The sequence below is a fragment of the Tardiphaga sp. 215_C5_N2_1 genome, assembly GCF_052076055.1.
Classification (GTDB): domain Bacteria; phylum Pseudomonadota; class Alphaproteobacteria; order Rhizobiales; family Xanthobacteraceae; genus Tardiphaga; species Tardiphaga robiniae.
In genome coordinates this window covers 1,499,991-1,525,861 of sequence record NZ_CP197240.1, presented here as the reverse complement: position 1 = coordinate 1,525,861, position 25,871 = coordinate 1,499,991, and the positions used below count along the sequence as shown (strand labels likewise).

Genomic DNA, 25,871 nt, shown 5'->3' with positions numbered 1-25,871 from the left:
GTGTTCGTCGTGACCGCAATCACGCGCTATTTGATCGCGGCTCCGCAACTCGATCACGATTCACGCGTAGCTCTCGCAGGATCGGTTTGCTCGAACGCGCGATTGAATTGACGGCATGACAATATCCCTTCAGGCGGCCTTCGCCGCCGCATCGCCGCGTATCACACCGCGCCGGATGCCGTTCATCAGCCTGATGATCTATCTCGCCGTGCTCGCGCTCTGGGCGCTGCTGTTCGGCCGCGCGTTCTTTTTGAACAGCATCTGGGCGTGGTCAGCGGGCATGGTCTATATCGCCTATGACACAGTGCTGATGCTTTATGTGGTGTGGCAGACGCTGCCGCTGGCAGTGTCCGCGCGCGGTCCATCTGCGGCGGTCGCCGGGCAATCGCGTCCATCGGTGGGCATCCTGATAGCCGCGCATAACGAGGCGCTGAATCTGCCGGAGGCACTGGCGGCCATCGCGCGGCAATCCGATGCGCCGGATCTGATCCTGATCGCGGATGACGGCTCGCGCGATGCAACCGACACGCTCCTCCGTGACCGCTACGGTCTCGCCATTCCGGCCGTCGGCCAGAGCAGCATCGGCCAGTTTGGCAGATCGAGACTGCAATGGCTGCGCCTGCCGCATCAGGGCAAGGCGCGGGCGCTGAACACGGCGATCCTCAAGGCCGATACCGACATCGTCATCACGCTGGATGCCGATACGTTTCTGGCTGACGATGCCATCGCCGAAATGCGCGCGGCCTTTGCTGCAGATCCCGCGCTGGTCGCGGCTGGCGGCATTCTCGTGCCGGTCTGCGACGACAGCGCCAGCGGCCGCGTGATGCAGTGGTTCCAGACCTACGAATATATCCGCAACATCATCTCGCGCTTCGCCTGGATGCGCGGCAACAGCCTGCTCCTGATCTCCGGCGCCTTTGCTGGCTTCCGCAGGGAGGCGCTGGTGGCCGTCGGTGGCTTCGATCCGGAGTGTCTTGTCGAGGACTATGAGCTGACCCACCGCATGCATCGCTATGCCGTCGATCACGGCCTCGACTGGCAGCTTCGCATGATCGGCACGTCGCTGGCGCGCACGGAAGCGCCGTCTCACGTCATGACGTTCCTCCGGCAGCGTCGGCGCTGGTTCGCGGGCTTCCTGCAGACGCAATACTGGAATCGCGACATGACCGGCAATGCGCGTTACGGCCGGCTCGGCCTGCGCATGCTGCCGATCAAGGCGCTGGATACGCTGCAGCCGATCTACGGCCTCACGGCCTTCGTGTTGCTGCTGGCTTTGCTCGTCACCGGCAAGACCGCCATCGCCGTGCCAGTGTTCGGTCTGATCACCGCGAAGATCGTCGCGGATTTCCTGGTCTATCTCTGGACCGTGCATCTCTATCAGCGCCTGACAGGCGGCCGCACGCGGACGAGTTTCGCCGCAGCGGTATTCGCGGCGATCCTCGAACCGTTCAGTTTTCAGTTGCTGCGTCACGCCGGTGCGGCGTGGGGCTGGATCGCCTTCCTGCGCGGCAACAATGATTGGGGCTTTGCGCCCGTTACGTCGCCCTCGCGTGAGGCGCCCAATGCGGGCGAGTAGTCGCTAGGCCGGTTTCGCCGCCAACGGCACTTTCACGGTGAAATGCGAACCGTGGGTGAGGTCAGACTTCACCTCGATCACATGGCCGAGCGCTTCGGCCGTGCGCCGAACGATCGACAGGCCGAGGCCAAGGCCCTCGCTGGCCGGATTGATCTGGTGGAAGGCATCGAAGATCGCGGTGAGCTGTTCGGCGGGAATGCCGGTGCCGGAGTCCAGCACCTCGATGGTCACCGCGTTGGCGTGCTTGCGACAGCCGACCAGCACGCGACCGCGTTCGGTGTATTTGATGGCATTGCCGACGAGATTGCCAAGGATCGCGCGCAGCATGCCGGGATCGCTGACAACCTGCGCCTTGCTCGGCACAATGACGAGGTCGAGGCCTTTGGCTTCGGCATGCAGGCGCCAGTTGGCGCTGATCGACTCGAACACGTCAGAGATCGGGAACGATCGCAGGTTCGGAATCCCAAAGCCGGCATCCAGCACAGATGTCTCGGCGAGACGGTCGAGCTCTTCCGCCATCCGCATGCCGGCATCGATGGCATAGCCGAGCCGCTCACGATCCTTCTCGTCGGTCAGCTTGTTGCGGATGCGGTCGATCGCCATGATCATGACCTGCAATGGCTGTTTCAGGTCGTGGCCCGCCACCGCCATCAGGCGACTGATATTGCGCTGAAGCCGATCCGACAGATGCAGCGCCCGGCGGAATTCCATCTGCGCCATGACCTGGCGGGCGAGGGCGGCCAGCACCTCGCGCTGTTCGACCGAGAGCACGCGCGGCTTGTCATCGAGCACGCAGACGGTGCCGAGCGGCAGGCCGTCCGGTGTGCGCAGCAGTGCGCCGGCATAGAAGCGCAAATGGGGCTCGCCGGTCACCAGCGGATTGCAGTCGAATCTTGGATCCTTGGTGACGTCCTCGACTTCGAGAAAACTGTGTTCGAGGATCGCGTGCGCGCAAATCGATTGATCCATCGGCGTCTGCCGCACGCCAAGACCGATCTCCGACTTGAACCACTGCCGGCCGTCATCGACGAGGCTAATGATCGAGATCGGCGTCTGGCAGACATAGCTGGCGATCTTGGTGATGTCGTCGAAGGATGGCTCAATGGCGGTGTCGAGGATGCCGTAGGAGCGCAGCGCCTTGAGGCGTTCGGCTTCATTGGGATGGAGCCTGGCGATCTTCGGCTTGTCTGACGCGTCCACTGAACCTGCTCACACCCGACGTCGACCCATCGAACCGGTAGATAGGTCCACATGTCTACCAACACTACGCGCGAGTTCCCTGAATGTCCCCCGTACGCTGCACCCACGTTCTTAGACCTTGAGACAGCAGGCGCAAACCAGAAACGACAAAAGACGATGCCGCGAGGCACCGTCTTTTGCGTAACGCTTAGATCGTCGTGTTACGGGCAGGCGTGACGCAGGCCGTCATAACCGAGATAGGTGCCCGTGCGGACATTGTACGACTTGTAGGTGCGGATGCAGTAGTCAACGTCGCCGCCGCCGGTGTCAGGAGCGACTTCGACCACATCCGGCGCGTCGTCATAATAGCTGCTGCCGTAATACGGGCTGCCGCCGTAATAGCCGTAGGAATTCCCGTAATAGCTGCTGGCGGCCAGACCGCTGCCAATAATGGCGCCGGCTGCGAAGCCCGGGCCGTAACCGCCGCCACGCCAGCCACCACCGCGCCAGCCGCCGCCGTGATTCCAGCCACCGCCGCCGGGGCGCTGGCCGCCATGCCAGCCGCCACCAAAGCGCTGACCGCCGCCAGAGAACGTGCCGATCGTGCGCGCACCGCCGGGGCCGACGCCCACGACCTTGGTGTTTTGTGCGTAGCTGGGGGTCACCGCGAAGGCGGGGATGGCCACAGCGACGGCTGCTGCGACACTCAAGATTTTCAAATTCGTCATCGTTTGCTCCTGTCTGGGATGCATCTTCAACCCCCTGAAGGGACTGCCGTTCCCTGCCGCCACGCGGTTATTGCGCTACGACAGAATGATCGTCCGGAACTGTATGCGGCATGAATGGATTGCGCCGTTTCTGCGACCGCCGGTACTTTGGAGGTAGGGTTCGGGGGAGGCCGATACGAGGCTTGTCACGATCAGTTGCAGGCGGCGATCGGTCGCGGCGGCAACTGGACATTTGGCGGCCCGGATGGCATCAACAACCCGACGAAAACCTTCGAACGGTTCAAAATATGAAACAGTTTCTGCTGAAATTCTTCACGTGGTGGAGCGGGACGACCTTCGGGACGAACCTGTGGACGTCGCGATTCGGCGAACTGGTTGGCACCGACGAGCAGGGCAACACATATTACCGCACCAAAGGCGGCAAGATCGACCCGACGCTGGGCTTCGAGCGCCGCTGGGTGATTTATAACGGCTATGCCGAAGCCACCAAGATCCCGCCGGACTGGCATGGCTGGATCCACCACACCGTGGACGTGCCGCCGACCGAAGAGAATTATACGCCGCGCGAATGGCAGAAGCCGCATCAGCCGAACCTGACCGGCACGCCCGCGGCCTATCGTCCGTCGGGCTCGACACTGGCCAGCGGCCGGCGTCCCAAGGCGACCGGCGACTACCAGGCCTGGACGCCGGGCTCGTAACAACTCACCCGCTCTGGACGACCGGTTGTGCGTGCCGCTCTGCGGCGCGCGCGGCCTCGCATTGTTTCCAGCCGCCAGCTCTTGCAGTGAGACCGGCAAGCGCGTCCGGCGTGCCGCCTCGGATGAGCCCGCCTTGCAGGGCGGCGCCGGATTGTACTCGATCGACTGGGCTGGGGCGGATACGATATAGCCGTAACATGTGAGTTCGAGATGTTAGGTTTCGAAAGCTCACTGGGCATGATCGGGGACGGGGACGGCTGACGAGATCAATCGTCTGTTCACAGCGACAACTCAGGAAAATCCGACATGACCAACGACACGCGCAGTGAGCACGACCTGTTGGGCAACCGCGATGTTCCGGCCGACGCCTATTACGGCGTTCATACGCTGAGGGCCGTTGAAAATTTTCCGATCACCGGGATTCCGATTTCCATCTATCCCGAACTCATCAGCGCGCTCGCCGCGATCAAACAGGCGGCGGCACTGTCGAATATGGAGCTGGGGCTGCTCGACAAGTTACGCGGCGATGCGATCATCGCTGCCTGCGAGGAAATTCGCGCCGGTCGCCTGCATGACCAGTTCGTGGTGGACGTCATCCAGGGCGGCGCCGGTACCTCTACCAACATGAACGCGAATGAGGTGATCGCCAATCGTGCGCTGGAAATTCTCGGTCACGGCAAAGGCGACTACGGGTACCTGCACCCGAACGAACAGGTCAATATGAGCCAGAGCACCAACGACGTGTATCCCACGGCGTTGAAGATCGCGACCTATCACGGCGTGTTTCACCTGATCGATGCGATGGCCGTATTGCGTCAGGGTTTCGAACGCAAGGCCGAAGAGTTCAAGGATGTCCTGAAAATGGGCCGCACCCAGTTGCAGGATGCGGTGCCCATGACGCTCGGTCAGGAGTTCAGCACTTACGGCGTCATGATCGGCGAAGACGAGGACCGGTTGCGCGAGGCAGCACTGCTGATTTGCGAGATCAACATGGGTGCGACAGCCATCGGCACCGGGATCACGTCCCATCCGGACTACGCGCGTCTGGTCTGCCAGCATCTCGTCGCCATCACCGGCATGCCGCTGGTCACCGCTGTAAACCTGATCGAAGCCACGCAGGACTGCGGTGCGTTCGTGCAGCTCTCAGGCGTGCTCAAGCGGGTGGCCGTCAAGATTTCCAAGATCTGCAATGACCTCCGGCTGCTGTCGAGCGGCCCGCGCGCCGGTCTCAACGAGATCAATCTTCCGGCGGTACAGGCTGGTTCTTCGATCATGCCGGGGAAGGTGAACCCCGTTATTCCCGAGGTCGTGAATCAGGTTGCGTTCGAGGTGATCGGCAACGATCTCACGGTGACCTTCGCCGCCGAGGCTGGCCAGCTTCAGCTCAACGCGTTCGAGCCGATCATCGCGCACAGCCTGTTCAAGAGCGTCAGTCATATGCGGGAGGCTTGCCTGACACTGGAAAAACGTTGTGTCGCGGGTATCACCGCGAACCGCGAACGTCTCCGCGCCTATGTCGAGAATTCGATCGGCCTCGTCACTGCGCTCAATCCCTATATCGGCTACGCCAATGCCACCGCCGTCGCGGTCGAGGCCCATGCGACCGGCCGCAGCGTCTACGATCTGGTGTTGGAAAAAGGTTTGCTACCCGCAGCGACCCTTGCCGCCATTCTCCACCCCGACGTACTCACCAAGCCCCAGAGCATGTTGATCCGCGAATGAAGGCCGCATCGGCCCGGCGAGATCAACGCGTGGGCATTTGCGCGACCGCCAGCATCGCTGCGACATAGCCGTACGGTCCGAGACCGCAGATCACAGCGGTGGCAGCCTGCGAGAGCACAGAATGGCGATGATACTTGTCGCGCGCGTGGATGTTCGAAATGTGCAGCTCCACGATCGGTCCCTCGAACGCTTTCATCGCGTCGAGCATGGCGATCGAGGTGAACGAATAGCCCGCGGGATTGATGATGATGGCGTCGGCATCCTGACGGGCCGACTGGATGAGGTCGACCAGAATGCCCTCGTGGTTCGACTGGTGGAACGCCAGCGTCAATTTGAGTTTGACCGCCTGTTCCTCACAGCTGGCCTTGATCTGGTCGAGCGTGGTGGTTCCGTAGATGTGCGGCTCCCGCACCCCGAGCAGGTTGAGGTTGGGACCGTTGAGGATCATCACGCGTTTCATTATCGAACTTCCTTCTAGCCGCCGAGCCACTTCGCCGGCACCATCACGAGCGACGGAAACAGCGTCAGCAGCGCCAGCACCACCAATTGTGCGATCATGAACGGCCAGACGCCGCGCATGATCTCGTCCATGCTCACCTTCGCCACGCCGCACACCACATTGAGCACCACGCCGACGGGTGGCGTGATCAGTCCGATCGCGTTGTTGATGATGAACAGCACCCCGAAATAGACCGGATCGATGCCGGCCTCGCGGACAATCGGCATCAACACGGGCGTCAGGATCAGGATGGTCGGTGTCATGTCGAGGGCGGTGCCGACGATGACGACGATGATCATCAACACAATCATGAGCAGCGTCTGGTTGCCCATGAAGGGCCGGGCGAGTTCGACGATCTGGCCGGAGATCTCTGCGACTGTGATCAGCCACGACGACACGAGCGCTGCCGCGACCAGGAACATCACCACGGCAGTGATCTGGGCTGAACTGATCAGGATGTTCATCAACTGCGCCAGCGTGAGCTCGCGATAGACGAACGTTGCCACGATGAAGGAGTAGACCGCAACAACGACGGCAGCCTCAGTCGGCGTGAATATGCCGAAGCGGAGGCCGACGATGATGATCATCGGCAGCATCAAGGCCCAGAAGCCGTCGATCAGCGCGCGAAAGATCTGCGCCAGGCTCTGGCGCGGCGGGCTCACCGAGTTCTCGTTGCGTGCAACCCACCACCAGGCGAAGCACAGGCTGCCGCCGAGCATCAGGCCCGGCACCACGCCGGCGAGAAACAGTTTTGAGATGGAAACGCCGGCGGCAACGCCGAAGATCACGAATCCGATCGAAGGCGGGATCACCGGCGCGATGATGCCGCCGGCGGCGACGAGGCCGGCTGCGGAGGCGCGGTTATGCCCGGCCGCAACCATCATCGGGACCAGCAGTGCCCCGAGCGCGGCGGCGTCGGCAACGGCAGACCCGGACAGCGACGCCAGGATGCAGGATGTGAGAATGGCAACATAGCCGAGGCCGCCGCGCAGATGGCCGACCAGGGCGATGGCGAAGTTCAGGATGCGGCGGGCAAGGCCACCTGTGTTCATGATCTCGCCGGCCAGGATGAAAAACGGCACCGCCATCAGCGGGAAGGAATCGACGCCATTGATGACGTTCTGCGCGATGATCTGGGAGTCGAATATATCCAGATAGGTCATCAGCGCGACGCCGCAGATGATCAGGGCGAATGCGATCGGCATGCCGATGGCCATCGCGCCGAGCAGCGAGAACGTGAAGATGCTGATGGTCATCGGCGGTCGTTCCCGTTGGCAGGGGCGGGCGCCGCAGGGACATGCTCCTCGGATTCACTGATGGTGATCAGCTCCGACGTGGCGAGTTGGCCGCTGAACAGGCGATAGAGGTCATGCAGCAGGATCGGGATCGAAGCGACGCCGAAGACGAGACCTGCGGCGTAGAACAGGCCGACGGAGAGACCGGAGGCGGGCGCCGTCGTGTCCCAGTTCAGCACCGTCTGTTTCCACGAGCCTTCGGTGAGCAATACAGAGGCGTAGAGCATCAGCGCGTGACTGAGCGCGTAGCAGATCTTGCGGCCCATCGGCGACAGCAGCTTCACGAAACTGTCGACGCCGAGATGGGCGTGTTCGCGGAGGCCGACGATGGCGCCGAGAAACACCATCCAGACGAACAGCCAGCGCGACAGTTCTTCGGAGATGGCGATGCCGGAGTTGAAGACGTAACGTAGAACTACATTGCCGAATACCAGGACCACCATGGCGGCAAGCAATACCGCCATGACGATCTTGATCGACCGGTAATAAGCTTCGACGATCCTGCTTGTCGCAGTAGTTGATGAAGCGGGCATGGATGCTTTCGCAGTGAGCGTGGGGTCGCCGCGTAGTGACGGTTGGTGATGCGCGGCTCACTCAGTCCTTGTGAACGCGCTCAAGTTCACTATTGAACAGCTTGACGATCTCCTGATCGTAGTCGGCGGAGAATTTTGCCGCGATCGGCTTGGTCTTGTCGCGCATCTTCGCAAGCTCGGCCGGAGCGATCTCGTTGACCTCCATGCCCTTGGCCTTTAGCTCGCCGATGGAAGCCGCTGCGGCATCGCGGCTGACCTTGCGCTGATAGTCGCGGGCCTCGTTGGCAGCATCCTGCAGGATCTTTTGCTCGTCCTTGGAGAGCTTGTCCCAGAACACCTTGCTGACCAGGATGATGTTGGTGGAGTAGGTGTGGTTGGTGACGCTGAGATATTTCTGCACCTCATAGAACTTGTTCGACAGGATCACCGAGAACGGATTTTCCTGGCCGTCCACCGTGCGTGTTTCCAGCGCGGTGTAGAGCTCGGAGAAGCTCATCGGCACCGGATTGGCGTTGAACGCCTTGAAGGTCTCGAGATAGACCGGGTTCGGGATCACGCGGATCTTGATGCCGTCGAGGTCTTCGCCCTTGGTGATCGGGCGGCGGCTGTTGGTGACGTTGCGGAAGCCGAGATCCCAGTAGCCCAGACCGATCAGACCCTTCTCCGGCAGCTTGGCCAGCAGGGCCGAGCCGAGCGGACCGTCCAGCAGCGCATCGGCCTGCTTCGGCGTCGAGACGATGAACGGGAAATCGATCAGCCCGTAGTCCTTGACGATGCCGACCAGCGACGTCGTGGCCGGCGACTGCATTTCCTGCGTGCCGGCGCGCAGCGCCGATTGCTGCTGCATCTCGGAGCCAAGCTGGTTAGCGGGATATTCGCGCACCTTCATCTTGCCACCGCTCTTCGCCGCAACGAGTTCGGTGAACTTCTGCACTCCCTTGCTGACGGGATGATCGGTGTTGTTGAGGTGACCCCAGCGGATCGTGCGCTCCTGCACCTGCCCGGATGCAGGGCCGCCGGCGATGGCGAGGGTGGCGGCGATGGCGGCAAGCCAGACGGCGGACTTCGAGTGTGCGGACATGTTGAAGCTCCCTTGGATGGTATTTTTACTTCTTGGCGTCACCGTCATCTACGACAAAACAAAAATCAACCGATATTTTACATTATATATGATGATTTGTGTCTGAGGTGCGGGGTGATGTATGGTGGCGCAGCGCGACCATTCCTCGTCACCAGGACCTTTCATGCTGGATACCCCCATTGCGGACCGCGCCGGAGAGACCGTCGGCGACAGCGCTTATCGGCGTATCCGCAACGACGTGATTTTCGGCACGCTTGAGCCCGGCCAGAAGCTGAAGCTGGAGAAGATGAGTGTCGCCTACGGCACCAGCGTCTCGACGCTGCGCGAGACACTGAACCGGTTGTGCTCGGAAGGCTTCGTCGTCGCTGAAGGCCAGCGCGGCTTCGAGGTTACGTCGATCTCGGCAACCGAATTCCAGCAGATCGCCGAATTGCGCGAACTGCTCGAGGGCCATGCCATCGAGCAGTCTTTCAAATCAGGCGATCTCGATTGGGAAGCGCTGGTGGTCTCGGCTCATCACAAGCTGTCCGCCATGGAAAAGGCCATGCTTGCCGGCGACAAGTCGAAGACCGAGGCCTGGAAGCAGTGCGACTGGCAATTTCACCGCGCGCTGATCGCGGCCTGCGGCTCACAGGTGCTGCTCGATGCGCTGTCAGCGGCTTACGACAAATATCTGCGCTACCAGATGCTCGCTGTCGTGTTTCGCGGGGAGGTCGCCGCCGTCGAGCATCGCGAATTGATGAATGCCGCGTTGGCACGGGATTCCGCTAAGGCGCGAAAACTGCTGCACACCCACATCCATGACTGCGTGAAACATGCGCTTGGCAATTCGGACTGGCTGAGACCGGCTCCGTCGCGGCAGCAGGTCATCCAGCAGCGCAGGAAACCGAAAACCTAGAACGGCTCGTCGCTGGGAGTCCGTTTCTTCTTTCTTCCCGGACGTTCCCAGACGACGCCCGGAAAGCCCTTGAGCGGAACCAGCGGCTCGCCGGTGTAGGTCCACTCCTGCAATTCCTCGATGCCGATATGATAAAGCGGCTGCCGGCCGGTGCGGCTTTCAAACAATGCGCGGGGAATGTTGACCATGTGCGGCGAGCGGGCACGTTCGTAAAATAGTGGCGTGCCGCATCGCGCGCAGAAGCTTCGCGCTGTTCCCGACGCCTTGTCTTCGAAGCGTGTGATCTTCGATTCGCCTGCGGTGACGCGGAAACGCTTGCGCCAGCTGCCGACATAGGTGGCGTAGGCCGCGCCATGCGCCTGTCGTGTTGCGCGGGAATGATCGTGCCACGCCCAGCGCGCCGGAAAGTCGATTTCGAACTGAACCGTGCCGCACAGACAACGGCCCCTGACCGGACCGCCGGATGCGATCTTCTCCGGCTTCTTCATCGCGATTGCTCCTGGGGACGTCGCCGGCGCTAGTCCAACCCTTTCAGCCATTCGCCCATCTCATGCAGCGCCGTATTCGCCTTGGGCAGGATCTTGCCCATGGTGATGAAGCCGTGGAATTGCCCGGGATAGGTTTTGTAGGCCACGGCGACGCCGGCGTCTGACAGGCGCCTGGCATATTCGTCGCCTTCGTCACGCAGCGGATCGGCGCCGGCGGTCAGCACATAGGCCGGCGGGAGGTCCTTCAGGTTCTCCACGCGGGCAGGTGACGCCCGCCAGTTGTCCACGTCGGCCTTGCTGGTGAGATAGTGATCGGCGAACCAGCGAATGACGTTGTGCGTCAACAGGCAACTCGTCTCCGGCTCGCTGTGAGAGGGATGGCTCATGCGGAAATCGGTGGCGGGATAGATCAGCAACTGGCCGGCGAGCTTGGGCCCGCCATTGTCCCGCGCATCGATGGCGACGATGGCGGCGAGATTGCCGCCGGCGCTGTCGCCGCCGACGCTGATCTGCTTCGCATCCACATTGAGTTGCACGGCATTGTCGGAAATCCAGCGCGTCGCGGCGATGGCGTCGTCGATGGCTGCCGGAAACTTGTTCTCCGGCGCGAGGCGATAGTCGACCGAGATGACGATCATCTCGCCTTCATGGGCGAGGATGCGACACACCACGTCGTGGCTGTCGAGATCGCCGATCACCCAGCCGCCGCCATGGAAGAACACCAGGCATGGCGACATGCCGTCCTTTTTCCGTAGGGTCTTCGGTGTGTAGAGGCGCACGGGAATAGTGCCGGCCGGGCCGGGCACCGTCATGGATGTCACCGACGCCAGTTCCGGCGGTTCGGGATTGGCGACCGGGCGCGCCTTCAAATACCACTCGCGCGCTTCCTGGGGCGAGATCGTCTCATAGGGCGGACGGCCGGCATCGCGGAAGACGTTGAGGACGGCGGCGGCATCGGGATCGAGAACAACGGGCATGTGATCTGCTCTTGGTTTTCTTGATGTTTAAGCGGAGGTGCGGCCGCCATCGACGGTGTAAGCGGAGCCGGTGACGTAGCTCGCATCATCGGAGGCTAGGAAGGCGACGATCGGCGCGACTTCCCGGGCGAGGCCGAGCCGGCGCTGCGGCACGCGATCGACGACCTTGTCTACAGGGGCAGGCGCGCCGCGGCCGACGCGTGCGTCCACAATCGCGCTCAGCATGCGGCTGTCGATCAGGCCGGGACACACGCAGTTCACGCGCACATTGGTGCCGGTGCATTCCTGCGCCGCGCTCTTGGTGAGGCCGATCACTGCGTGTTTGCTGGCGCTGTAGACCGCGACTTCGGCCGAGCCGATGACGCCGGCGATGGACGCGGTGTTGATGATCGAGCCCTTGTTGGCCTTCAGCATCACTGGCAGCACGTGCTTCATGCCGAGAAAGACGCCGACCACATTGACGTCGAGCACTCGCCGGAAGTCGGTGAGCGACATCTTCACGATGGGCGTGATCGTGCCCTCGATGCCGGCGTTGTTGTAGAAGATATCGATGGTGCCGAAGCGTTTCATCGTGGCGGCGACATAGCCGATGACGTCTTCCTCGCTCGTCACGTCGGCGGTGAGAGCGAGCGCTTCGGCGGAGGCGGGGAGTTCTGCGACGGCGCGTTTCAAGGCGGCGACATCGCGATCCACCGCGACGATTCTGGCGCCGCGCGCCGCCAGCAGCTTGATGGTCTCGGTGCCGATCACCCCGGCCGCGCCGGTAACGACGGCGATTCTGCCGTCCAGACGGATTCCGTCAGTCATCTTGAACGTTCTCCCCATGCTCCGGTTTGTTCCGGATTGATGGCTGGTCGCGTATCGCGCGCCTGCCTGATGTGGACTATTTCACGGGGAGAATGACCTGACCAGCCGGGCGGTATGGGGAGCAGGGTGCCCTTTCGCCGCCGCATTCGGCGTGTTAACCGGAGGCGATTACGCGGCCATTCTCCTACAATGTCGCGAGCCTGATTCTCGATTGAGCCGCGCCGCATGTTGCGAACCCTGACCATTGCCGGATTTGCGGCCCTTCTGGCCGCCACCTCACTGTCGCCTGCACCTGTGCAGGCGCAGTTCGGTCCGCTGTTCGGCGACACGCCGCCGCGCCCGCCGGGTGCCGTGCCGCGTGGCCAGCAACCCCCGCCGCCCATGGACGACGAGGAAGAGGTGCCGGAACTGCCGCAGGGCCGTCTGTTGCCGACCCGTCCCGGCATGGGCGCACCGCCGCCCGGCGCCGTCCAGTCGCAGCCACTGGCACCACCGCCTGGCAGCAACACCACTATCGTTCCACAGAACCCGCCGGGGCAGGGACAGGCCCAGCAGCCGGCCGTGCCAGGGCAGCAACAGCCCGGCGTCGCCAACGCGCCGCCTGCCGCCGCTCCCGGTGGCCGTCAGCCGCCGAAGGTGGCGCCGCCGACGCCCGCCACGCTGCAGCCCGGCGATGAAGTCGTCACCGAGCCGCCGGCGCAGAAGATCGTCAACAAGAAGGCGAGCTTCTCGGGCCTCGACAAGATCACCGGCCGCATCATCAATTTCGACGCTGACATTGGCGAGACTGTGCAGTTCGGCGCGCTCCGCGTGAAGACCGATGCCTGCTACACGCGTCCGGCGACCGAGGCCGCTAATACAGACGCCTTCGTCGAGGTCGATGAAATCACGCTGCAGGGCGAGGTGAAGCGGATCTTCTCCGGTTGGATGTTCGCGGCCAGTCCGGGCCTGCACGGCGTCGAGCATCCGATCTACGATATCTGGCTGACCGATTGTAAGCAGCCGGAAGCCACGGTTGCGACGACACAGCCCGACGCACCGCGTGCCCCGCCGCCGGCCCAGAAGCGTGCGCCGCCGAAACAGCAGCCGCGTGCCCAGCAGCAGCCCCTGCAGCCGCCGCCGGGCTTCCCGGCGTTCCGGCAGTAAGCGTTACGGCGCGTCTTAAGAGGCGCTATTCCGTCCCGCGATGATGTCCAGCACCGTCGCGCCCTTGAGCGGGAAATCCATCGGCAGTCTGTCGAATTCCGCAATGCCGTCGAGCGACGCGTCGAGCAGCTTGCGATAGCGGGCCCGCGGCACTTCCTGTGCGCCGAAGCTCAGCAGGTGATCGGTGACATATTGGGTGTCGAGCAGCTTGAAATCGCCGGCGATCAGCCGGGCGACCAGATGCACCAGTGCCACCTTCGAGGCGTCGCGCGCATGATGAAACATGCTCTCGCCGAAGAACGCGCGGCCGAGCGAGACGCCATAGAGCCCGCCGGCCAGTGTGTCGTCCTGCCAGACTTCGACGCTGTGCGCGTGGCCCATCTCGTGGAGCTCGCCATAGAGATCGCGGATACGCGTGTTGATCCAGGTGTCCTCGCGGCCCGGCTTTGGCGCGGCACATTCGGCCATCACGCGCTTGAAGGCGGTGTTGACGGTCACGGTGAAAACGTCGGAGCGCACGGTGCGGGCGAGGCGCGAGCTGATGCGAAACCCATCCAGCGGAATGACGCCGCGCATCTCGGGCTCGACCCAGAACAGGCCGGGATCGTCGGCGCTTTCCGACATCGGGAAGATGCCGCAGGCATAGGCGCGCAACAGCAGTTCGGGCGTGACCTCGGAAGAGGCGGAGTCGCGTGAGCTCATGCGGCCAGCATAGCAGGCCGAGGCGGCGCGGGCGACGGTCTCTGCGCTCGACAGGCGCCGAGTGGATTGAGGGTGCCTCGGAGGATCGGGGCCACGAACCAAGCAATGCTTATGCCCGGCATTTGGCTTACTTATTGGATCGGTCCTGGTCGCGCAGGGCACACTGACGCCAACGCGGGCTGATCAATCTGGAACCGCTCAACAACCGGCCTGGCGCGCCCGATTGTTGCTTGATTGTTCGGACGACGGGCATAGCTATCAGGATGCAGGCAGGGAGCCTGTTCACCATGACGAATATCGTGACAATCGACGGCAAGGCATCGATCAGATCGACAACGCCTCATCGGGTGGTCGTTGTCGGCGCCGGCTTCGGCGGGCTGGAGACCGTATATCGGCTGACCGGTGCCGATATCAGCATCACCATTGTCGATCGCCGCAATCATCATCTGTTTCAGCCGCTGCTGTATCAGGTCGCGACCGCATCGCTGGCGACATCGGAGATCGCCTGGCCGATCCGCTATCTGCTGCGTGGACGCAAGGATGTCACGACACTGCTCGGCACCGTGACCGGCGTGGATGCGGCGGCGCGCCGGGTGCTGCTCGATGACGGGCAGACGCTGCCCTATGACACACTGGTGCTCGCCACGGGTGCCGGCCACGCCTATTTCGGCCATGATGAATGGGAGCCGTTCGCGCCGGGCCTCAAGACGCTGGAAGATGCGACCACGCTGCGCCGCCGTATTCTCACGGCCTTCGAGCGTGCCGAACGCGAGAGCGATCCCGTCAAGCGCGCGGCATTGCTGACCTTCGTGATCATCGGCGCCGGACCGACGGGTGTCGAACTCGCCGGCACCATCGCGGAGCTCGCGCGGGTGACGCTGCCGGAAGATTTTCGCAATATCGATACGCGCGAGACGCGCGTGGTGCTGATCGAGGCGGGGACACGCGTGCTCGCTGGATTTCCGGAGGACCTGTCGGCCTATGCGCAACGCTCGTTAGAGAAGCTCGGCGTTGAAGTCGCGCTCGGACATGCCGTGTCCGATTGCAACATCGATGGCGTTGTCTATGGCGACAAGGCACTCGGCGCCAGGACGATCATCTGGGCGGCAGGCGTGCGCGCGTCGCCGGCTGCCGAATGGTTGGGCGTTGCCGCTGATCGCGCCGGACGTCTGCAGGTCAACCCGGATCTTACAGTGCCGGGTCATCCCGAGATATTCGCTGTCGGTGATACCGTGACCATTGCCGGCCCTGACGGCAAGCCGGTGCCCGGCATCGCGCCGGCCGCAAAGCAGGAAGGGCGCTACGTCGCGTCAGCAATCAAGCAGCGTCTGCGCGGTGAGGCGCCCGTGCCGTTTCGCTATTCGCACGATGGCAGTCTCGCACAGATCGGCAAGAAGCTCGCCGTGATCGACTTCGGCCGCGTCAGGCTGCGCGGCGCGCTAGCGTGGTGGATCTGGGGCATCGCCCATATCTATTTTCTAATCGGGCTACGCAATCGTCTTGCCGTTGCGATCAACTGGCTCTGGATCCACACACTGGATCAGCGCGGCGCGCGGCTGATCACGCAGGGGCGTGCCGTGGTCGACAGCCAATCCGTGCCGTCGCATAGCGGCGAGGAAAAGCGCGTCAGTTCGGCGCGCTGATATCTCGGGACAGTTGCCAGGGCGGTTTGGCAAAAATAGACGCCATGGATGCCGCCAAGCGTGGGCGGCGGCTGATCCAGCCTGAGAGCGTTGCCTGACTGTGCGCCCACAGGCCGCGCACGCAATGTGCTGGTGATCGGCAGTGGCAGCTTCACTCATAATCAGTCATCGGCTTGCTCCCCATGCGGTGAAGAAAACGATCCGATAGACGAGCATTTCCTGCCGCTCCATGTCGCGTTCGGAGCTGCCGGCGCAACGCCGCGCGTAACCGGCTGCATGACAGCGCGACCTTTGCTGCGGATGCGAAAGGAAAGAGAGGCGCGCTCTAAGATGGTGATACATGCGGCGCAGATCGCGTTGGCGGTTGCTCGCCGGGCAACAACTGGTGTTACGTTGCCGGACGTATTGTCGCAGGTACGGCGGCTCGGTTCGCCGGGGGAGAAGCTGTGTCGCTGAGCTGGAAGAAGATTGCACCTCTCGCTGTCTGGCTGGTGCTGTACGTCATCCCGATTCCGGCAGGGCTTGTCGCCAATCAGTGGCATTATTTTGCCGTTTTCGCTGCGGTGATTACCGGCCTGATCCTGGAATCCATGCCCGTAGGCGCGGTCGGTCTGATCGGTCTGACCTTTGCGGGCGTGATGGGATATGTCGAACACGATCCCAACAAGTCGCTGCGCTGGATGCTGAGCGGATTCTCCGAAAGCACGGTGTGGCTGATTGTCGGCGCCTTCGTATTCTCGATCGGCTATCGCAAGAGCGGTCTTGGCAGGCGTCTGGCCTTGCTGCTGGTTCGCAGCCTCGGGCGCAACACGGTGGGACTGGGTTACGCCGTTGCGCTGTCCGATCTCGTTCTCGCGCCAGCGACGCCATCGAACACCGCGCGCAGTGGCGGCACGGTCTATCCGATTGTCAGCAACATCCCGAAGATCTACGGATCGGAGCCGGGTCCGACAGCCGGCAGGATCGGAACCTATGTGATGTGGACCGCCTTCGCGGCGACCGCTGTAACGAGCTCGATGTTCCTCACCGCGCTTGCGCCCAATGCGGCTGCTCTGAGCATCGCCAAGAAGATCGTGAGCGTGGACGTCGGCTGGTCACAGTGGTTCATCGGCTTCGCGCCGCTCGGCGTCCCGCTGATTTTGCTTCTGCCACTGCTGAGCTACGCAATTTGCCGACCGGAGGTGAAAGAAAGCCCGGAGATCGTGGCGTGGAGCGCGAGCGAACTCGCGTCGATGGGGGCGTTGTCGCGCAGTGAATGGATCATGGCCGGACTGGTCGTGCTTGCGATGTTCCTGTGGATCACCGGATCCAATCCCGACATCTCGCTGCCGGGCGTCGGTTCGAACTTCATCAATGCGACCATGGTGGTGTTCGTTGTGATCTCGCTGATGCTCGTCACCGGCGTCATCACGTTTTCCGACATCATCGCCGAGAAAGCAGCGTGGGAGGTGTTTTTCTACTTCACATCGCTGCTGACGTTGTCATCCGGCCTCAACGACATCGGCTTCATCAAATGGGCTGCCGCCGGCCTGGCGGCTCCACTCGCCACATTCAGCCCGACCATTGGGATGATCCTGCTGGTCTCGATCTTCTTCTGGATCCACTATTTTTTCTCGAGCATTACGGCGCACGCGGCGGCGATGCTGCCTGTCGTGCTGGCGGTGGGGTCGAGCATTCCCGGAATCCCGATGTCGACTCTGACATTGCTCTGCATCTATTCGCTTGGCCTGATGGGCGTGATCTCGCCCTATGCCACCGGACCGGCGCCGATGTATTTTGGCAGCGGCTATATCGGCAAGGCCGACTTCTGGAAGTTCGGTCTGATCTTCGGGTTGATCTATTTCGCCGGCTTGCTGCTGGTCGTGATGCCCTGGCTGCTGATGATCAACTGAGCCACAGTCCAAGGAAATGTCGCGTGGTAGGAGGCGCCCGCGTGTCGGTGCATCTCGCTACCTGGTGCCGTAAGCACGGTCACCAGCGTCACCGAGACCCGGCTCGATATAGGCGTGATCGTTCAGCCGGTCATCGATCGCCGCGGTCCAGATCGGGACGTCCGGATGATAGCCGCGCAGACGTTCAATGCCTTCCGGCGCTGCCAGCAGGCAGACGAAGCGGATATCCTTGGCGCCGCGTTCCTTGATGCGATCGATGGCAGCCACCGCGGTGTTTGCCGTGGCCAGCATCGGATCGATCACGATGACGAGGCGCTCGTCGAGATTGGTCGGCGCCTTGAAGAAGTACTCCACGGCCACAAATGTTTCGGGATCGCGATAGAGGCCGATATGCGCGATACGCGCTGACGGGACGAGGCCGATCATGCCTTCGACGAAGGAGAGGCCGGCGCGGAGGATGGGCGCAAATACCAGTTTCTTGCCGGCGATTTCCTTGCCGGTCATCTTCATGATCGGCGTTTCGATCTCGACATCGGTGAGCGGCAGGTCGCGCGTCACCTCGTAGCATAGCAGCATGCCGATTTCGTTGAGCAGTTCGCGAAAGCCCTTGGTGGAGCGGTTCTTGTCGCGGATCAGCGTCAGCTTGTGCTGCACCAGCGGGTGATTAACGATCGTGACGCCGTCCATGAACCTCATCCGTTGCGAGAGTGTAAAAATCGTCTTTGAGCTAGAACACCGTGCCGTCGCTGATGACCTTCACCGGCGGCGAATGATCCTCACGGCGCTCGCGCGCCAGGATGCGACCGGCGGCCCATGTGCCTCCTTCGAGCACCTTGGCCAGCGGCAGCGACGTCGCGTCGAGCTTCAGTCTTTGTCGCAGGCCGCCGGCGACGCGGTCAAGTAGCGCCACGGTCAGTGCCCGCCATTCCACCACCAGCGGCGACGATACGTCGTGCTCACGTGCGGCGTCAGCAGGATCGCGGAATTTCAGGACACCACCATCGACGAAAAGACCACCATTGCGATATTCGGCCAGTCCCGTGAGGCCGTCGATATCGGTCACATCGATGCCTGCGGTCTGCAGCGGTTCGATTAGCGAATAAGCCAGCCATTGCGACAGCTTGTGGAGGGGCACAAGGCCGCTCGTCGCATCCGAGGTCGTCATCGCTGGATGCTTCCAGCAATCGCCGAGCGCGATGCCGTCCAGCGTCAGCCGCGACGGCCAGATCGGACCGAGTTGCAGCAGCAGTTCCGAGAGGATGGTGGGAGCGGGCAGGCGGCCATTGTCAGCCAGCGACGCCAGGCGGTCGAACAACCCACCGGGCCGCGGCGTATCCTTCGTGCCGAACACATCGGGCTTCGACGCCACGTGTTCGCCAAGCCGGTGCAGCAGATCGGCGCGGCCGTCGATGCCGACCATTGGATTGGTGTCGGAGATCTGCATGCCGCGCTTGAGATCGCTGACGTCGAGCTCTGCGAGCTTGCTGGCATCGGCGCGCAGCGGCTGTGCGGGATCGGCAGAGAATGTGCCGCCGGCGAACATCGCGAGGCTCGCGAGACCGAGACCTTCGGAGCGGCCAATCGCCGCGCCGGTTTTGGGATCGGTATAGCGCCAAGTCGGACCGGCACCGGCATCGAGGAACACGCTGGTGATAGCGAGATCGAATTCCGCGCGTCCGCGTGCTGCGCGATCAGGCCATGAAATGCCGCCGGCGACATCGGCCCAGCGATTGTCGCCGGCATTGACGAAGTGACGCCAGCGCGAATGGAACGGGACATCGAGCGACGGATAGGAGGCGCGCGTCGTGTCCAGCACCAGGTTGATCACGTCGTCCATGCGCGTGAGATCGATGCGGAAGTTCGGCAGTTTGTCGTCGAGGCCGAGGGTCAGCATGCGTTGCGCACGGGTGCGCACTGCGTGAGCTGACAGCAAGGAGAGGGCGGCAGAGGCTTCCGGGGTCTGGGGATTCACTGCTGATATCTCAATACTTCTCAAGCCCGCGACCGACGGAGTCGATCAGATCCTGCGGTGTCACCGGGTCCGGCGTGAAGTAGCCGGCCGCCTTCTTGGCGGCGATCTCCACATGCGCATCGGCCGGGATCATGTCGTCGGGAATCGGCACGCGCTCCACGATCTCGACGCCCTGACTGGTCAACGCATCATGCTTCATGTCGCTCATGGAAATGAAGCGATCGATGCGCTTGAGGCCGAGCCAGTGCACCACATCCGGCATCAACTGCTGGAAGCGCGCGTCCTGCACGCCAGCAACGCATTCGGTGCGTTCGAAATACTGCGCAGCGGCGTCGCCGCCCTCCTGGCGTTTGCGCGCGTTGTAGACGAGGAATTTGGTGACCTCGCCGAGCGCACGGCCTTCCTTGCGGTTGTAGATGATGATGCCGAGACCGCCGGACTGGCCGGCGCGCGCGCATTCCTCGATACCGTGAATCAGATAGGGGCGGCAGGTGCAGATATCGGAGCCGAACACGTCGGAGCCGTTGCACTCGTCGTGAACGCGGCAGGTGATCTTGGTCGTGTGATCCGGTAGCTTGCTGACGTCGCCGAACAGATAGGCGGTAGTCCCGCCGATGGGCGGCAGGAACACCTGCAGGTCAGGCCGCGTCACGAGTTCGGGAAACATGCCCGCGGTCTGTTCGAACAGCTGGCGGCGCAGATTGTTCTCGCTGGTATCAAAGCGTTTGGCGAGACCGGGCAGATACCATACGGGATCGATGGCAATCTTGACGACGGAGACGCTGCCATTGGCATGCACGACGTCGCCGTCGTGTTTGAGGCGACCGCCAGCGATCGCGGCCTGCAGCTCGGGCAGATCGAGCCGCGCCTTGGTGATCGCGATGCTCGGGCGGATATCGATGCCTTCGGCGATCTCGGGCGCAAAGTTCTCGGCAACGAGATGACCCCAGGGATCGAGCGATACGATCTTCTCGGGATCGGTCCATTGTCCGAAAGGCCCGACGACAGCAGCGGGATGGGTGTTTGTGAGGTCGGGGCGCTTCAGCGGATCAAGTGCGCCAGATGAAACCGCGAGCGCGCGATAGACCGAATAGGAGCCACCATGGGTGCCAATGACGTTGCGGTCCTGCGGGCGGGAGACGGTGCCGATGACCGGTCCACGTTCGCGTGCGGAGGCTGCGCCCCACTGGATCGGGAAGTGATGCTTGGCGCCCGGCGCAGGATGCGACGTCAGGCGAATATGATCGATCCGGTTGGAACGGCTCATCGCAAAGGCCCCCTAAAATGGCAACGGCCCGTCTGGAAGGACGGGCCTTATTGCTAAGGAAGCAACTAACTATAACTATCTCCCGAACAAATGCAACAGGGTGAAAGACGCGGTAGCCGGCACGGGACGTCTCGCAAGCTCCGACGCACCCAATATGCGCCGGTTGCCGACAATTTCGGCGCATTCGGGCCTTGTGTCACGCGATCGTCATGGCCAGCATACGCTTTATCAACCATGTTGGAGTGCCTGATATGCGCGCCGTTCTGGATCATTGCAGCGATGGCGTGAAGCACAGCGTTGCGGCGGGCGATACGATCATCCGGGAAGGACAGACAAGCGGGCATTTGTTCGTGCTGATCGAAGGGCAGCTCGATGTCGTCAAGGGCGACACGGTGGTTGCGAGTTTGACCGAACCCGGTGCTGTGGTCGGTGAAATGTCGGTGCTCCTCGAACAGCCGCATACCGCGACCGTGCGCGCCGCGATGGAGACGCAAGTCTATGAATTCGAGAATGCGACGGATTTCTTGCGGGATCACCCGACCGTCGCGCTGATGATCGCGCGGCTGCTGGCGCAGCGGCTCAATGTGGCGACGAGCTATCTTGCCGATATCAAGCAGCAATATGCCGGCCATGGTACGCATCTGTCGATGGTCGGCGAGCTCCTGGACAACATGGTCAACCTGTCGCCGACGAAGGTGTCACCAGGTTCGGATCGGGGCTCGGATCGACACAACGATCCACGGATGTGAGCCATGCGGGCGCGACCTTGATCGGTAACGCCGGACGCTGCAGCGGAGCGTTCAGATCGATATGGTCAGCGCCTTCCGCCGATAGCCAGAATGCTGTGCCGTCATCGAGGTCGAGCACGATGTAAGTTGGCGGCCGACCGAACTGTCGGCCTGCATTGAACACCCAGGTCTCACCAATCCGGTCGTACCATGAGCCGTCTTGGACAAACGGAGACTCATGCACGTGGCCTGAGATCACCATCGCGGGCCGATGCGCCTCGATCCATTGCACCAGTTCGACATCGCCGAAGTAACGCTTGCCGCCCCAGCTCGTCGGCGAGTTGGTCGGCGGTGCGTGATGGACCCAGATCCAGCGTTTTGCGCTTTGTGCGGATGCTTCGCTGAGTTGTTGCACGATACGCTGCTGCACCAGCGGACCGTCCCACCATGGGCAAACCGTGAAGAGCGTATCACCGATGGTGAGACTGTCACCATCACAAGCAATGCCGAGTTGTCTGACATCGCCAACCCATCGCGCGATCTTCTCGCCTTCATCGTTGCGTTCGTCGAGATCGTGATTGCCAGAGCACAGGATCACCTTGGTGCGTTGGGCAAGCAGGCCGAGATACTTTTTCACCACCAAGATTTGAGCGCGGAAGTCGACGACTGAGGCGATATCAAGAGCGTCGCCAGCAAAGATCACGAGGTCGAATTGCGGCGCGACGCTGAGTAGCCAGTCGAACTGGGGCAGCGAATAGTGGAGATCGGCTACGACAAGGCAGCGCATATGAAATCCGAGGTCCGGAAAGAAAGAGAAATATCAGCAGACTGAAAGGTGCAGTCTAGGCATGCGATGGAACCGCGCAAGGCGAACGGGCGCGGCATATTTGTGCAGGTTGGGGGTGTTTAAGGCGCGGCCGCAGCGCAGGCAGGCCTAGCCCGCCGCACTCACAGGCGGCTTGGCCGCGGGCTTGGTGACGGCACAGAACCGCAGCACGATGCGGGTGCCGGTATGGTCGGGATCCCGCTCGACGGAGGCTTCGAGCTTGCTGGCCATGGCATTGACGATCCGCTGGCCCATGCCGGTGGAGCGCGGATCGACTTTCACGTTGAGGCCGACGCCATCGTCAGTGATCGACAGTTCGAGTTGGTCGCCCTGCGCGGTGAGAACGACATGGATCGGGCCGGCTCCGTCGGGATAGGCGTATTTGACGGCGTTCATCACCAGCTCGTTGACAATGATGCCGATGGCGACGGCGCGGTCCGGGTCGATCTCGACGGACTCAGCTTTCAGCGTCAGGCGCGACATCCGGTTGCCTTCGGCCGAGCGGCGGAGATCTTCCAGCAGCGCTTCGAGATACTGATTGAGCAGCACGCTGTTGAGGTCGTGCGAGGTGTACAGCCGGCGATGGACCTGCGCCACGGCGGCGACCCGGCCCATGGCGTTGGTCAGCGCCACCTTGACGTGATCTTCGCTGGTTGAGTTGGCCTGCAGATGCAGCAGCGAGGCGATGATCTGCAGCGAGTTGCCGACGCGGTGATTGACCTCGCGCAGCAACACCTCGCGCTCGGCTGCAAGGGCCGCATAACGATCGCGCGACGCGTGGACTTCGGCTTCGGCGTCGTCGCGTGCCTTTGATATCAGGGCCTGTTTGATGGCGGTCGTGCAGGCGACATGCAGCAGCGGCAGGAAGTCGCCCTGGGTGTCCTTCACCAGATAGTCGGCGGCACCCGCCTTGAGGGCGGTCACGGCAATCTTGCTGTCCTGCGACGCCGTGACGAACACCACCGGGGGCGGCGAGGGCAGTTTCTGGATCTGCTCAAGCGTTTCCAACCCGTCGAGGCCTGGCATGTATTGATCGAGCGCGATGACGTCGATGCCACCCTGCTTGATCCGTTCGATACCGGCTTCGCCATTGTCGCAATGCTCGACGCCAAAGCCCTGCCGCGTCAGGCCGCGCGACACCAGCCGCGCAAGACCTGCGTCGTCATCGATATACAGCAGCGTAGGCGTCGTGGCAGATGTCATGTGGACGCTTGTGGAACCTGAATGACGGAGAAAAACAGACCGAGTTGGCGGATCGCGTTGGCGAAGCTCTCGTAGTTCACGGGCTTGGTGATGTAGACGTTACATCCGAGCTCGTAGCAGCGCTTGATTTCCTGCGCATCGTCGGTGGTGGTGAGGACCACGACGGGCGCACATTTGAGAAATTCGTTCTCTTTGACCCGCTTCAGGATATCGATCCCGGTCATGTCGGGCAGGTTGAGGTCGAGCAGAATCAGCAGGGCTTCGCCCTTGTGATCGAGGCCAGTGCTATCCTTGCCGAACAGGTAGTTGACGGCGTCTGTACCGTTGGTGAACGGGATGATCTCATTATTGACACCCGAGCGCCTGATATTGCGTTCGATCAGACGGGCGTGACCCTCGTCGTCCTCGATCATAATGATGGTGACTGGCTTACTCATGTTTGTTTATCCCGGTTATGCCCCGTCCATCTGGCCGGCAGCGTGACGGTGAAGTTGCTGCCGTTGCCGAGTTCCGATGACACCGACATGGTGCCGCCCATTCGTCGCACCAAAGCGCGCACATGGGCCAGTCCGATGCCCTGGCCGGGCTTGTCCTGTGTACCCGCACGGCGGAAAAGATCAAAGATGCGCTGATGATCCCGGGGATCGATGCCGCGGCCGTTGTCGATGATCTCGAAGATCGCAAAGCCCATCTTGGTGCGGCCCTTGACGAGAATGTCGCCAGGGACGCCGGGCTTCAGATATTTCAGCGCATTGTCGATCAGGTTGCCGAAGATCTGTTCCATTGCGAGACGATCGCTCTCGATGTCAGGCAATGGCTCGATGCGGATCTGGGTTTCGGTCTCGGCTGCCTGATGCGCTACAGTTGAAGCGATGCCTTCGATGAGTTCGCGGGTGTCGATCTTCACCGGCTTGAACTCCCGCCGGCCCTCGCGGGTCAGATTGAGAATAGCGCTGATCAAGCGGTCCATCTTCCCGATCGACGATTTGATGAAGCCGAGCGCTTCGGTGAAATCGGCGGAGAGTTGCTTGTCCTGTTCGGGCAGCGCCGGCTCCGGCAATTCGCCGTTCACATCGGCCACGACGGGGTCTGCATTGGCGAGCGTTGCGATGCGCCTGAAGATATCGCCGCGCAGCTCTTCGAGCTCGCTGGTGAAGCCCATGATGTTAACCAGCGGCGAGCGCAGGTCGTGGCTGACGATATAGGAGAAGCGCTGCAGCTCGTCGTTGGCTTCGCGCAAGTCGGCGGTGCGCTCCTCAACGGCGGCTTCGAGGTCGATGTTGCTGTCGCGCAACCTGGCCTCCGCCTCATCGCGGGCGTTTGACGAGCGGCGCACGAGGAAGATCGACAGCGCCGCCAAGAGTACCACCAGACCGGAGCCGGCCACGGTGACTAACGAGGCCCATTGCTGACTCTGGTCGGCCGTCCGGGTGCGTTCGACAAACAGGCGGCCTTCTTCGGCGCGCATCGCGCGGGTGATATCGGCGATGTCCTGAACGGCCTGATTGGCGCCGCCGCGACGAAGGATGTCGATGCTCGACTGGATATCGTTGTTCTTGATGCGGTCGATCCCCCTGGCGAATTCCGCCAGTCGCTGCTCGACGGCTGCACGCAGTTTGACCGTGTTGGCGACCTGTGCCGGATTGTCGTTGGCGAGGGCCACCAGTCTGTCGACGGCCGGCAGGATCGCTGCCGCCGAGGTTTCGTATTCGGAAAGGAATTGTGGACCGCTGGACAGCAGATAGGCGCGGGTCGCGCTTTCGGTCCGGCGGATTTCCAGCAGCAGGTTCGATATCTGGTTCTGGACTTCGACGGTGTGGACCACCCACCTGGAATCGTCACGTGCCTGGTTCACCAGGATAACGGAGGCCGCGCTGATGGCGGCAAGCACCAGCAATCCCGCCAAGAGCACCAGGATTTGCCATAGCGCTCGCCTGCGGGCGGCGTCAGCGGTCACGTAGTACTCGCTTGGATTGCAGATTGGACTTCAATATGGCCCCCGCCGCCGAAC

General features: G+C 62.4%; 25 protein-coding genes. 8 read left to right on the top strand and 17 right to left on the bottom strand.

The window, feature by feature from the left end; translation table 11 throughout:
- Positions 1-115: 115 nt before the first annotated feature.
- A complete protein-coding gene (locus AB7828_RS07160) occupies positions 116-1,576 on the top strand; it encodes a glycosyltransferase family 2 protein (protein WP_441229786.1) in 1,461 nt (486 codons plus the stop codon).
- Between the two features lie 3 nt (positions 1,577-1,579).
- Here the strand turns inward: AB7828_RS07160 and AB7828_RS07155 are convergent, their stop codons facing one another.
- Both AB7828_RS07155 and AB7828_RS07150 read right to left on the bottom strand, forming a co-directional pair.
- Complete coding sequence (locus tag AB7828_RS07155; RefSeq protein WP_441229785.1) at positions 1,580-2,776, bottom strand: GAF domain-containing sensor histidine kinase; 1,197 nt, start codon at positions 2,774-2,776, stop codon at positions 1,580-1,582.
- Between the two features lie 200 nt (positions 2,777-2,976).
- Positions 2,977-3,483, bottom strand: coding sequence for a BA14K family protein (locus tag AB7828_RS07150; protein WP_441229784.1), 507 nt, complete (start codon positions 3,481-3,483; stop codon positions 2,977-2,979).
- 287 nt (positions 3,484-3,770) lie between these two features.
- Between AB7828_RS07150 and AB7828_RS07145 the strand changes: the two genes are divergently transcribed.
- Positions 3,771-4,181 (top strand): NADH:ubiquinone oxidoreductase subunit NDUFA12, encoded by a 411-nt coding sequence (locus AB7828_RS07145; protein WP_089264087.1) that lies wholly within the window; start codon positions 3,771-3,773, stop codon positions 4,179-4,181.
- A 306-nt stretch (positions 4,182-4,487) separates the two neighbouring features.
- Positions 4,488-5,903, top strand: coding sequence for an aspartate ammonia-lyase (gene aspA / locus AB7828_RS07140; protein WP_441229783.1), 1,416 nt, complete (start codon positions 4,488-4,490; stop codon positions 5,901-5,903).
- Between the two features lie 22 nt (positions 5,904-5,925).
- On the opposite strand, the gene aroQ is transcribed toward aspA, so the two are convergent.
- The 4 genes from aroQ to AB7828_RS07120 all read right to left on the bottom strand — a co-directional run bounded on the left by aroQ (position 5,926) and on the right by AB7828_RS07120 (position 9,311).
- The gene (gene aroQ / locus AB7828_RS07135) at positions 5,926-6,363 is read right to left on the bottom strand and encodes a type II 3-dehydroquinate dehydratase (protein ID WP_439085052.1); all 438 of its coding nucleotides are present in this window, start codon (positions 6,361-6,363) and stop codon (positions 5,926-5,928) included.
- A gap of 14 nt (positions 6,364-6,377) precedes the next feature.
- A complete protein-coding gene (locus tag AB7828_RS07130; RefSeq protein ID WP_068736733.1) occupies positions 6,378-7,658 on the bottom strand; it encodes a TRAP transporter large permease subunit in 1,281 nt (426 codons plus the stop codon).
- Positions 7,655-8,230, bottom strand: a complete 576-nt coding sequence (locus AB7828_RS07125; protein ID WP_439063991.1) for a TRAP transporter small permease — start codon at positions 8,228-8,230, stop codon at positions 7,655-7,657. The genes AB7828_RS07130 and AB7828_RS07125 overlap by 4 nt, the downstream gene beginning before the upstream one ends.
- Positions 8,231-8,291: 61 nt before the next feature.
- On the bottom strand, positions 8,292-9,311 hold the full coding sequence (locus tag AB7828_RS07120) for a TRAP transporter substrate-binding protein (protein WP_441229782.1): 1,020 nt from the start codon (positions 9,309-9,311) through the stop codon (positions 8,292-8,294).
- A gap of 163 nt (positions 9,312-9,474) precedes the next feature.
- Between AB7828_RS07120 and AB7828_RS07115 the strand changes: the two genes are divergently transcribed.
- Positions 9,475-10,209 (top strand): GntR family transcriptional regulator, encoded by a 735-nt coding sequence (locus tag AB7828_RS07115; RefSeq protein ID WP_184517019.1) that lies wholly within the window; start codon positions 9,475-9,477, stop codon positions 10,207-10,209.
- Here AB7828_RS07115 and AB7828_RS07110 read toward each other — a convergent pair.
- From AB7828_RS07110 to AB7828_RS07100, 3 genes are read right to left on the bottom strand one after another with little or no spacing between them, the layout of a single operon-like run.
- Positions 10,206-10,697: a GFA family protein gene (locus tag AB7828_RS07110; protein ID WP_441229781.1), complete on the bottom strand. Its 492-nt coding sequence runs from the start codon at positions 10,695-10,697 to the stop codon at positions 10,206-10,208. The genes AB7828_RS07115 and AB7828_RS07110 overlap by 4 nt on opposite strands.
- 29 nt (positions 10,698-10,726) lie before the next feature.
- Complete coding sequence (locus tag AB7828_RS07105) at positions 10,727-11,674, bottom strand: alpha/beta hydrolase (RefSeq protein WP_441229780.1); 948 nt, start codon at positions 11,672-11,674, stop codon at positions 10,727-10,729.
- A 27-nt stretch (positions 11,675-11,701) separates the two neighbouring features.
- Positions 11,702-12,481 carry an SDR family oxidoreductase gene (locus tag AB7828_RS07100; RefSeq protein ID WP_120289342.1) on the bottom strand — a complete coding sequence of 260 codons (780 nt, stop codon included), beginning with the start codon at positions 12,479-12,481 and terminating at the stop codon, positions 11,702-11,704.
- A 225-nt stretch (positions 12,482-12,706) separates the two neighbouring features.
- Between AB7828_RS07100 and AB7828_RS07095 the strand changes: the two genes are divergently transcribed.
- Positions 12,707-13,627 (top strand): DUF2155 domain-containing protein, encoded by a 921-nt coding sequence (locus AB7828_RS07095; RefSeq protein WP_175368875.1) that lies wholly within the window; start codon positions 12,707-12,709, stop codon positions 13,625-13,627.
- Between the two features lie 15 nt (positions 13,628-13,642).
- Here the strand turns inward: AB7828_RS07095 and aat are convergent, their stop codons facing one another.
- Complete coding sequence (gene aat / locus AB7828_RS07090; protein ID WP_439079929.1) at positions 13,643-14,329, bottom strand: leucyl/phenylalanyl-tRNA--protein transferase; 687 nt, start codon at positions 14,327-14,329, stop codon at positions 13,643-13,645.
- 287 nt (positions 14,330-14,616) lie between these two features.
- Here aat and AB7828_RS07085 point away from each other — a divergent pair, with 287 nt between their 5' ends.
- Together AB7828_RS07085 and AB7828_RS07080 are read left to right on the top strand one after the other, a co-directional pair.
- Positions 14,617-15,972, top strand: a complete 1,356-nt coding sequence (locus AB7828_RS07085) for an NAD(P)/FAD-dependent oxidoreductase (RefSeq protein WP_441229779.1) — start codon at positions 14,617-14,619, stop codon at positions 15,970-15,972.
- A gap of 446 nt (positions 15,973-16,418) precedes the next feature.
- Positions 16,419-17,864: a DASS family sodium-coupled anion symporter gene (locus AB7828_RS07080; RefSeq protein WP_441229778.1), complete on the top strand. Its 1,446-nt coding sequence runs from the start codon at positions 16,419-16,421 to the stop codon at positions 17,862-17,864.
- Positions 17,865-17,921: 57 nt separating this feature from the next.
- On the opposite strand, the gene upp is transcribed toward AB7828_RS07080, so the two are convergent.
- From upp to AB7828_RS07065, 3 genes are read right to left on the bottom strand one after another with little or no spacing between them, the layout of a single operon-like run.
- Positions 17,922-18,551: a uracil phosphoribosyltransferase gene (gene upp / locus AB7828_RS07075; protein WP_068736713.1), complete on the bottom strand. Its 630-nt coding sequence runs from the start codon at positions 18,549-18,551 to the stop codon at positions 17,922-17,924.
- 40 nt (positions 18,552-18,591) lie between these two features.
- Positions 18,592-19,836 carry a URC4/urg3 family protein gene (locus AB7828_RS07070; RefSeq protein WP_441229777.1) on the bottom strand — a complete coding sequence of 415 codons (1,245 nt, stop codon included), beginning with the start codon at positions 19,834-19,836 and terminating at the stop codon, positions 18,592-18,594.
- Between the two features lie 10 nt (positions 19,837-19,846).
- Positions 19,847-21,103, bottom strand: a complete 1,257-nt coding sequence (locus AB7828_RS07065) for a GTP cyclohydrolase II (RefSeq protein ID WP_092143569.1) — start codon at positions 21,101-21,103, stop codon at positions 19,847-19,849.
- Between the two features lie 251 nt (positions 21,104-21,354).
- On the opposite strand from AB7828_RS07065, the gene AB7828_RS07060 reads away from it, so the two are divergent.
- Complete coding sequence (locus AB7828_RS07060; protein ID WP_309946016.1) at positions 21,355-21,852, top strand: Crp/Fnr family transcriptional regulator; 498 nt, start codon at positions 21,355-21,357, stop codon at positions 21,850-21,852.
- Here AB7828_RS07060 and AB7828_RS07055 read toward each other — a convergent pair.
- The 4 genes from AB7828_RS07055 to AB7828_RS07040 form a co-directional block, all read right to left on the bottom strand.
- A complete protein-coding gene (locus AB7828_RS07055; protein WP_093758389.1) occupies positions 21,779-22,618 on the bottom strand; it encodes a metallophosphoesterase family protein in 840 nt (279 codons plus the stop codon). The genes AB7828_RS07060 and AB7828_RS07055 overlap by 74 nt on opposite strands.
- A gap of 147 nt (positions 22,619-22,765) precedes the next feature.
- Positions 22,766-23,860, bottom strand: coding sequence for a response regulator (locus tag AB7828_RS07050; protein WP_089264104.1), 1,095 nt, complete (start codon positions 23,858-23,860; stop codon positions 22,766-22,768).
- On the bottom strand, positions 23,857-24,297 hold the full coding sequence (locus AB7828_RS07045; RefSeq protein ID WP_089264105.1) for a response regulator: 441 nt from the start codon (positions 24,295-24,297) through the stop codon (positions 23,857-23,859). Before AB7828_RS07045 ends, AB7828_RS07050 begins: the two co-directional genes overlap by 4 nt.
- A complete protein-coding gene (locus AB7828_RS07040; protein ID WP_309946020.1) occupies positions 24,294-25,817 on the bottom strand; it encodes a sensor histidine kinase in 1,524 nt (507 codons plus the stop codon). Before AB7828_RS07040 ends, AB7828_RS07045 begins: the two co-directional genes overlap by 4 nt.
- Positions 25,818-25,871: the final 54 nt, after the last annotated feature.

What these genes read in the sequence shown, in the direction of transcription:
- AB7828_RS07045 (WP_089264105.1), bottom strand. Translation starts at nt 24,297, where the DNA reads ATGAGTAAGCCAGTCACCATCATTATGATCGAGGACGACGAGGGTCAC.
- AB7828_RS07110 (WP_441229781.1), bottom strand. Translation starts at nt 10,697, where the DNA reads ATGAAGAAGCCGGAGAAGATCGCATCCGGCGGTCCGGTCAGGGGCCGT.
- AB7828_RS07150 (WP_441229784.1), bottom strand. Translation starts at nt 3,483, where the DNA reads ATGACGAATTTGAAAATCTTGAGTGTCGCAGCAGCCGTCGCTGTGGCC.
- upp (WP_068736713.1), bottom strand. Translation starts at nt 18,551, where the DNA reads ATGGACGGCGTCACGATCGTTAATCACCCGCTGGTGCAGCACAAGCTG.
- AB7828_RS07095 (WP_175368875.1), top strand. Translation starts at nt 12,707, where the DNA reads ATGTTGCGAACCCTGACCATTGCCGGATTTGCGGCCCTTCTGGCCGCC.
- AB7828_RS07085 (WP_441229779.1), top strand. Translation starts at nt 14,617, where the DNA reads ATGACGAATATCGTGACAATCGACGGCAAGGCATCGATCAGATCGACA.
- AB7828_RS07115 (WP_184517019.1), top strand. Translation starts at nt 9,475, where the DNA reads ATGCTGGATACCCCCATTGCGGACCGCGCCGGAGAGACCGTCGGCGAC.
- AB7828_RS07050 (WP_089264104.1), bottom strand. Translation starts at nt 23,860, where the DNA reads ATGACATCTGCCACGACGCCTACGCTGCTGTATATCGATGACGACGCA.
- AB7828_RS07060 (WP_309946016.1), top strand. Translation starts at nt 21,355, where the DNA reads ATGCGCGCCGTTCTGGATCATTGCAGCGATGGCGTGAAGCACAGCGTT.
- AB7828_RS07145 (WP_089264087.1), top strand. Translation starts at nt 3,771, where the DNA reads ATGAAACAGTTTCTGCTGAAATTCTTCACGTGGTGGAGCGGGACGACC.
- AB7828_RS07055 (WP_093758389.1), bottom strand. Translation starts at nt 22,618, where the DNA reads ATGCGCTGCCTTGTCGTAGCCGATCTCCACTATTCGCTGCCCCAGTTC.
- AB7828_RS07065 (WP_092143569.1), bottom strand. Translation starts at nt 21,103, where the DNA reads ATGAGCCGTTCCAACCGGATCGATCATATTCGCCTGACGTCGCATCCT.
- AB7828_RS07160 (WP_441229786.1), top strand. Translation starts at nt 116, where the DNA reads ATGACAATATCCCTTCAGGCGGCCTTCGCCGCCGCATCGCCGCGTATC.
- AB7828_RS07105 (WP_441229780.1), bottom strand. Translation starts at nt 11,674, where the DNA reads ATGCCCGTTGTTCTCGATCCCGATGCCGCCGCCGTCCTCAACGTCTTC.
- AB7828_RS07125 (WP_439063991.1), bottom strand. Translation starts at nt 8,230, where the DNA reads ATGCCCGCTTCATCAACTACTGCGACAAGCAGGATCGTCGAAGCTTAT.
- AB7828_RS07100 (WP_120289342.1), bottom strand. Translation starts at nt 12,481, where the DNA reads ATGACTGACGGAATCCGTCTGGACGGCAGAATCGCCGTCGTTACCGGC.
- aroQ (WP_439085052.1), bottom strand. Translation starts at nt 6,363, where the DNA reads ATGAAACGCGTGATGATCCTCAACGGTCCCAACCTCAACCTGCTCGGG.
- AB7828_RS07120 (WP_441229782.1), bottom strand. Translation starts at nt 9,311, where the DNA reads ATGTCCGCACACTCGAAGTCCGCCGTCTGGCTTGCCGCCATCGCCGCC.
- aspA (WP_441229783.1), top strand. Translation starts at nt 4,488, where the DNA reads ATGACCAACGACACGCGCAGTGAGCACGACCTGTTGGGCAACCGCGAT.
- aat (WP_439079929.1), bottom strand. Translation starts at nt 14,329, where the DNA reads ATGAGCTCACGCGACTCCGCCTCTTCCGAGGTCACGCCCGAACTGCTG.
- AB7828_RS07130 (WP_068736733.1), bottom strand. Translation starts at nt 7,658, where the DNA reads ATGACCATCAGCATCTTCACGTTCTCGCTGCTCGGCGCGATGGCCATC.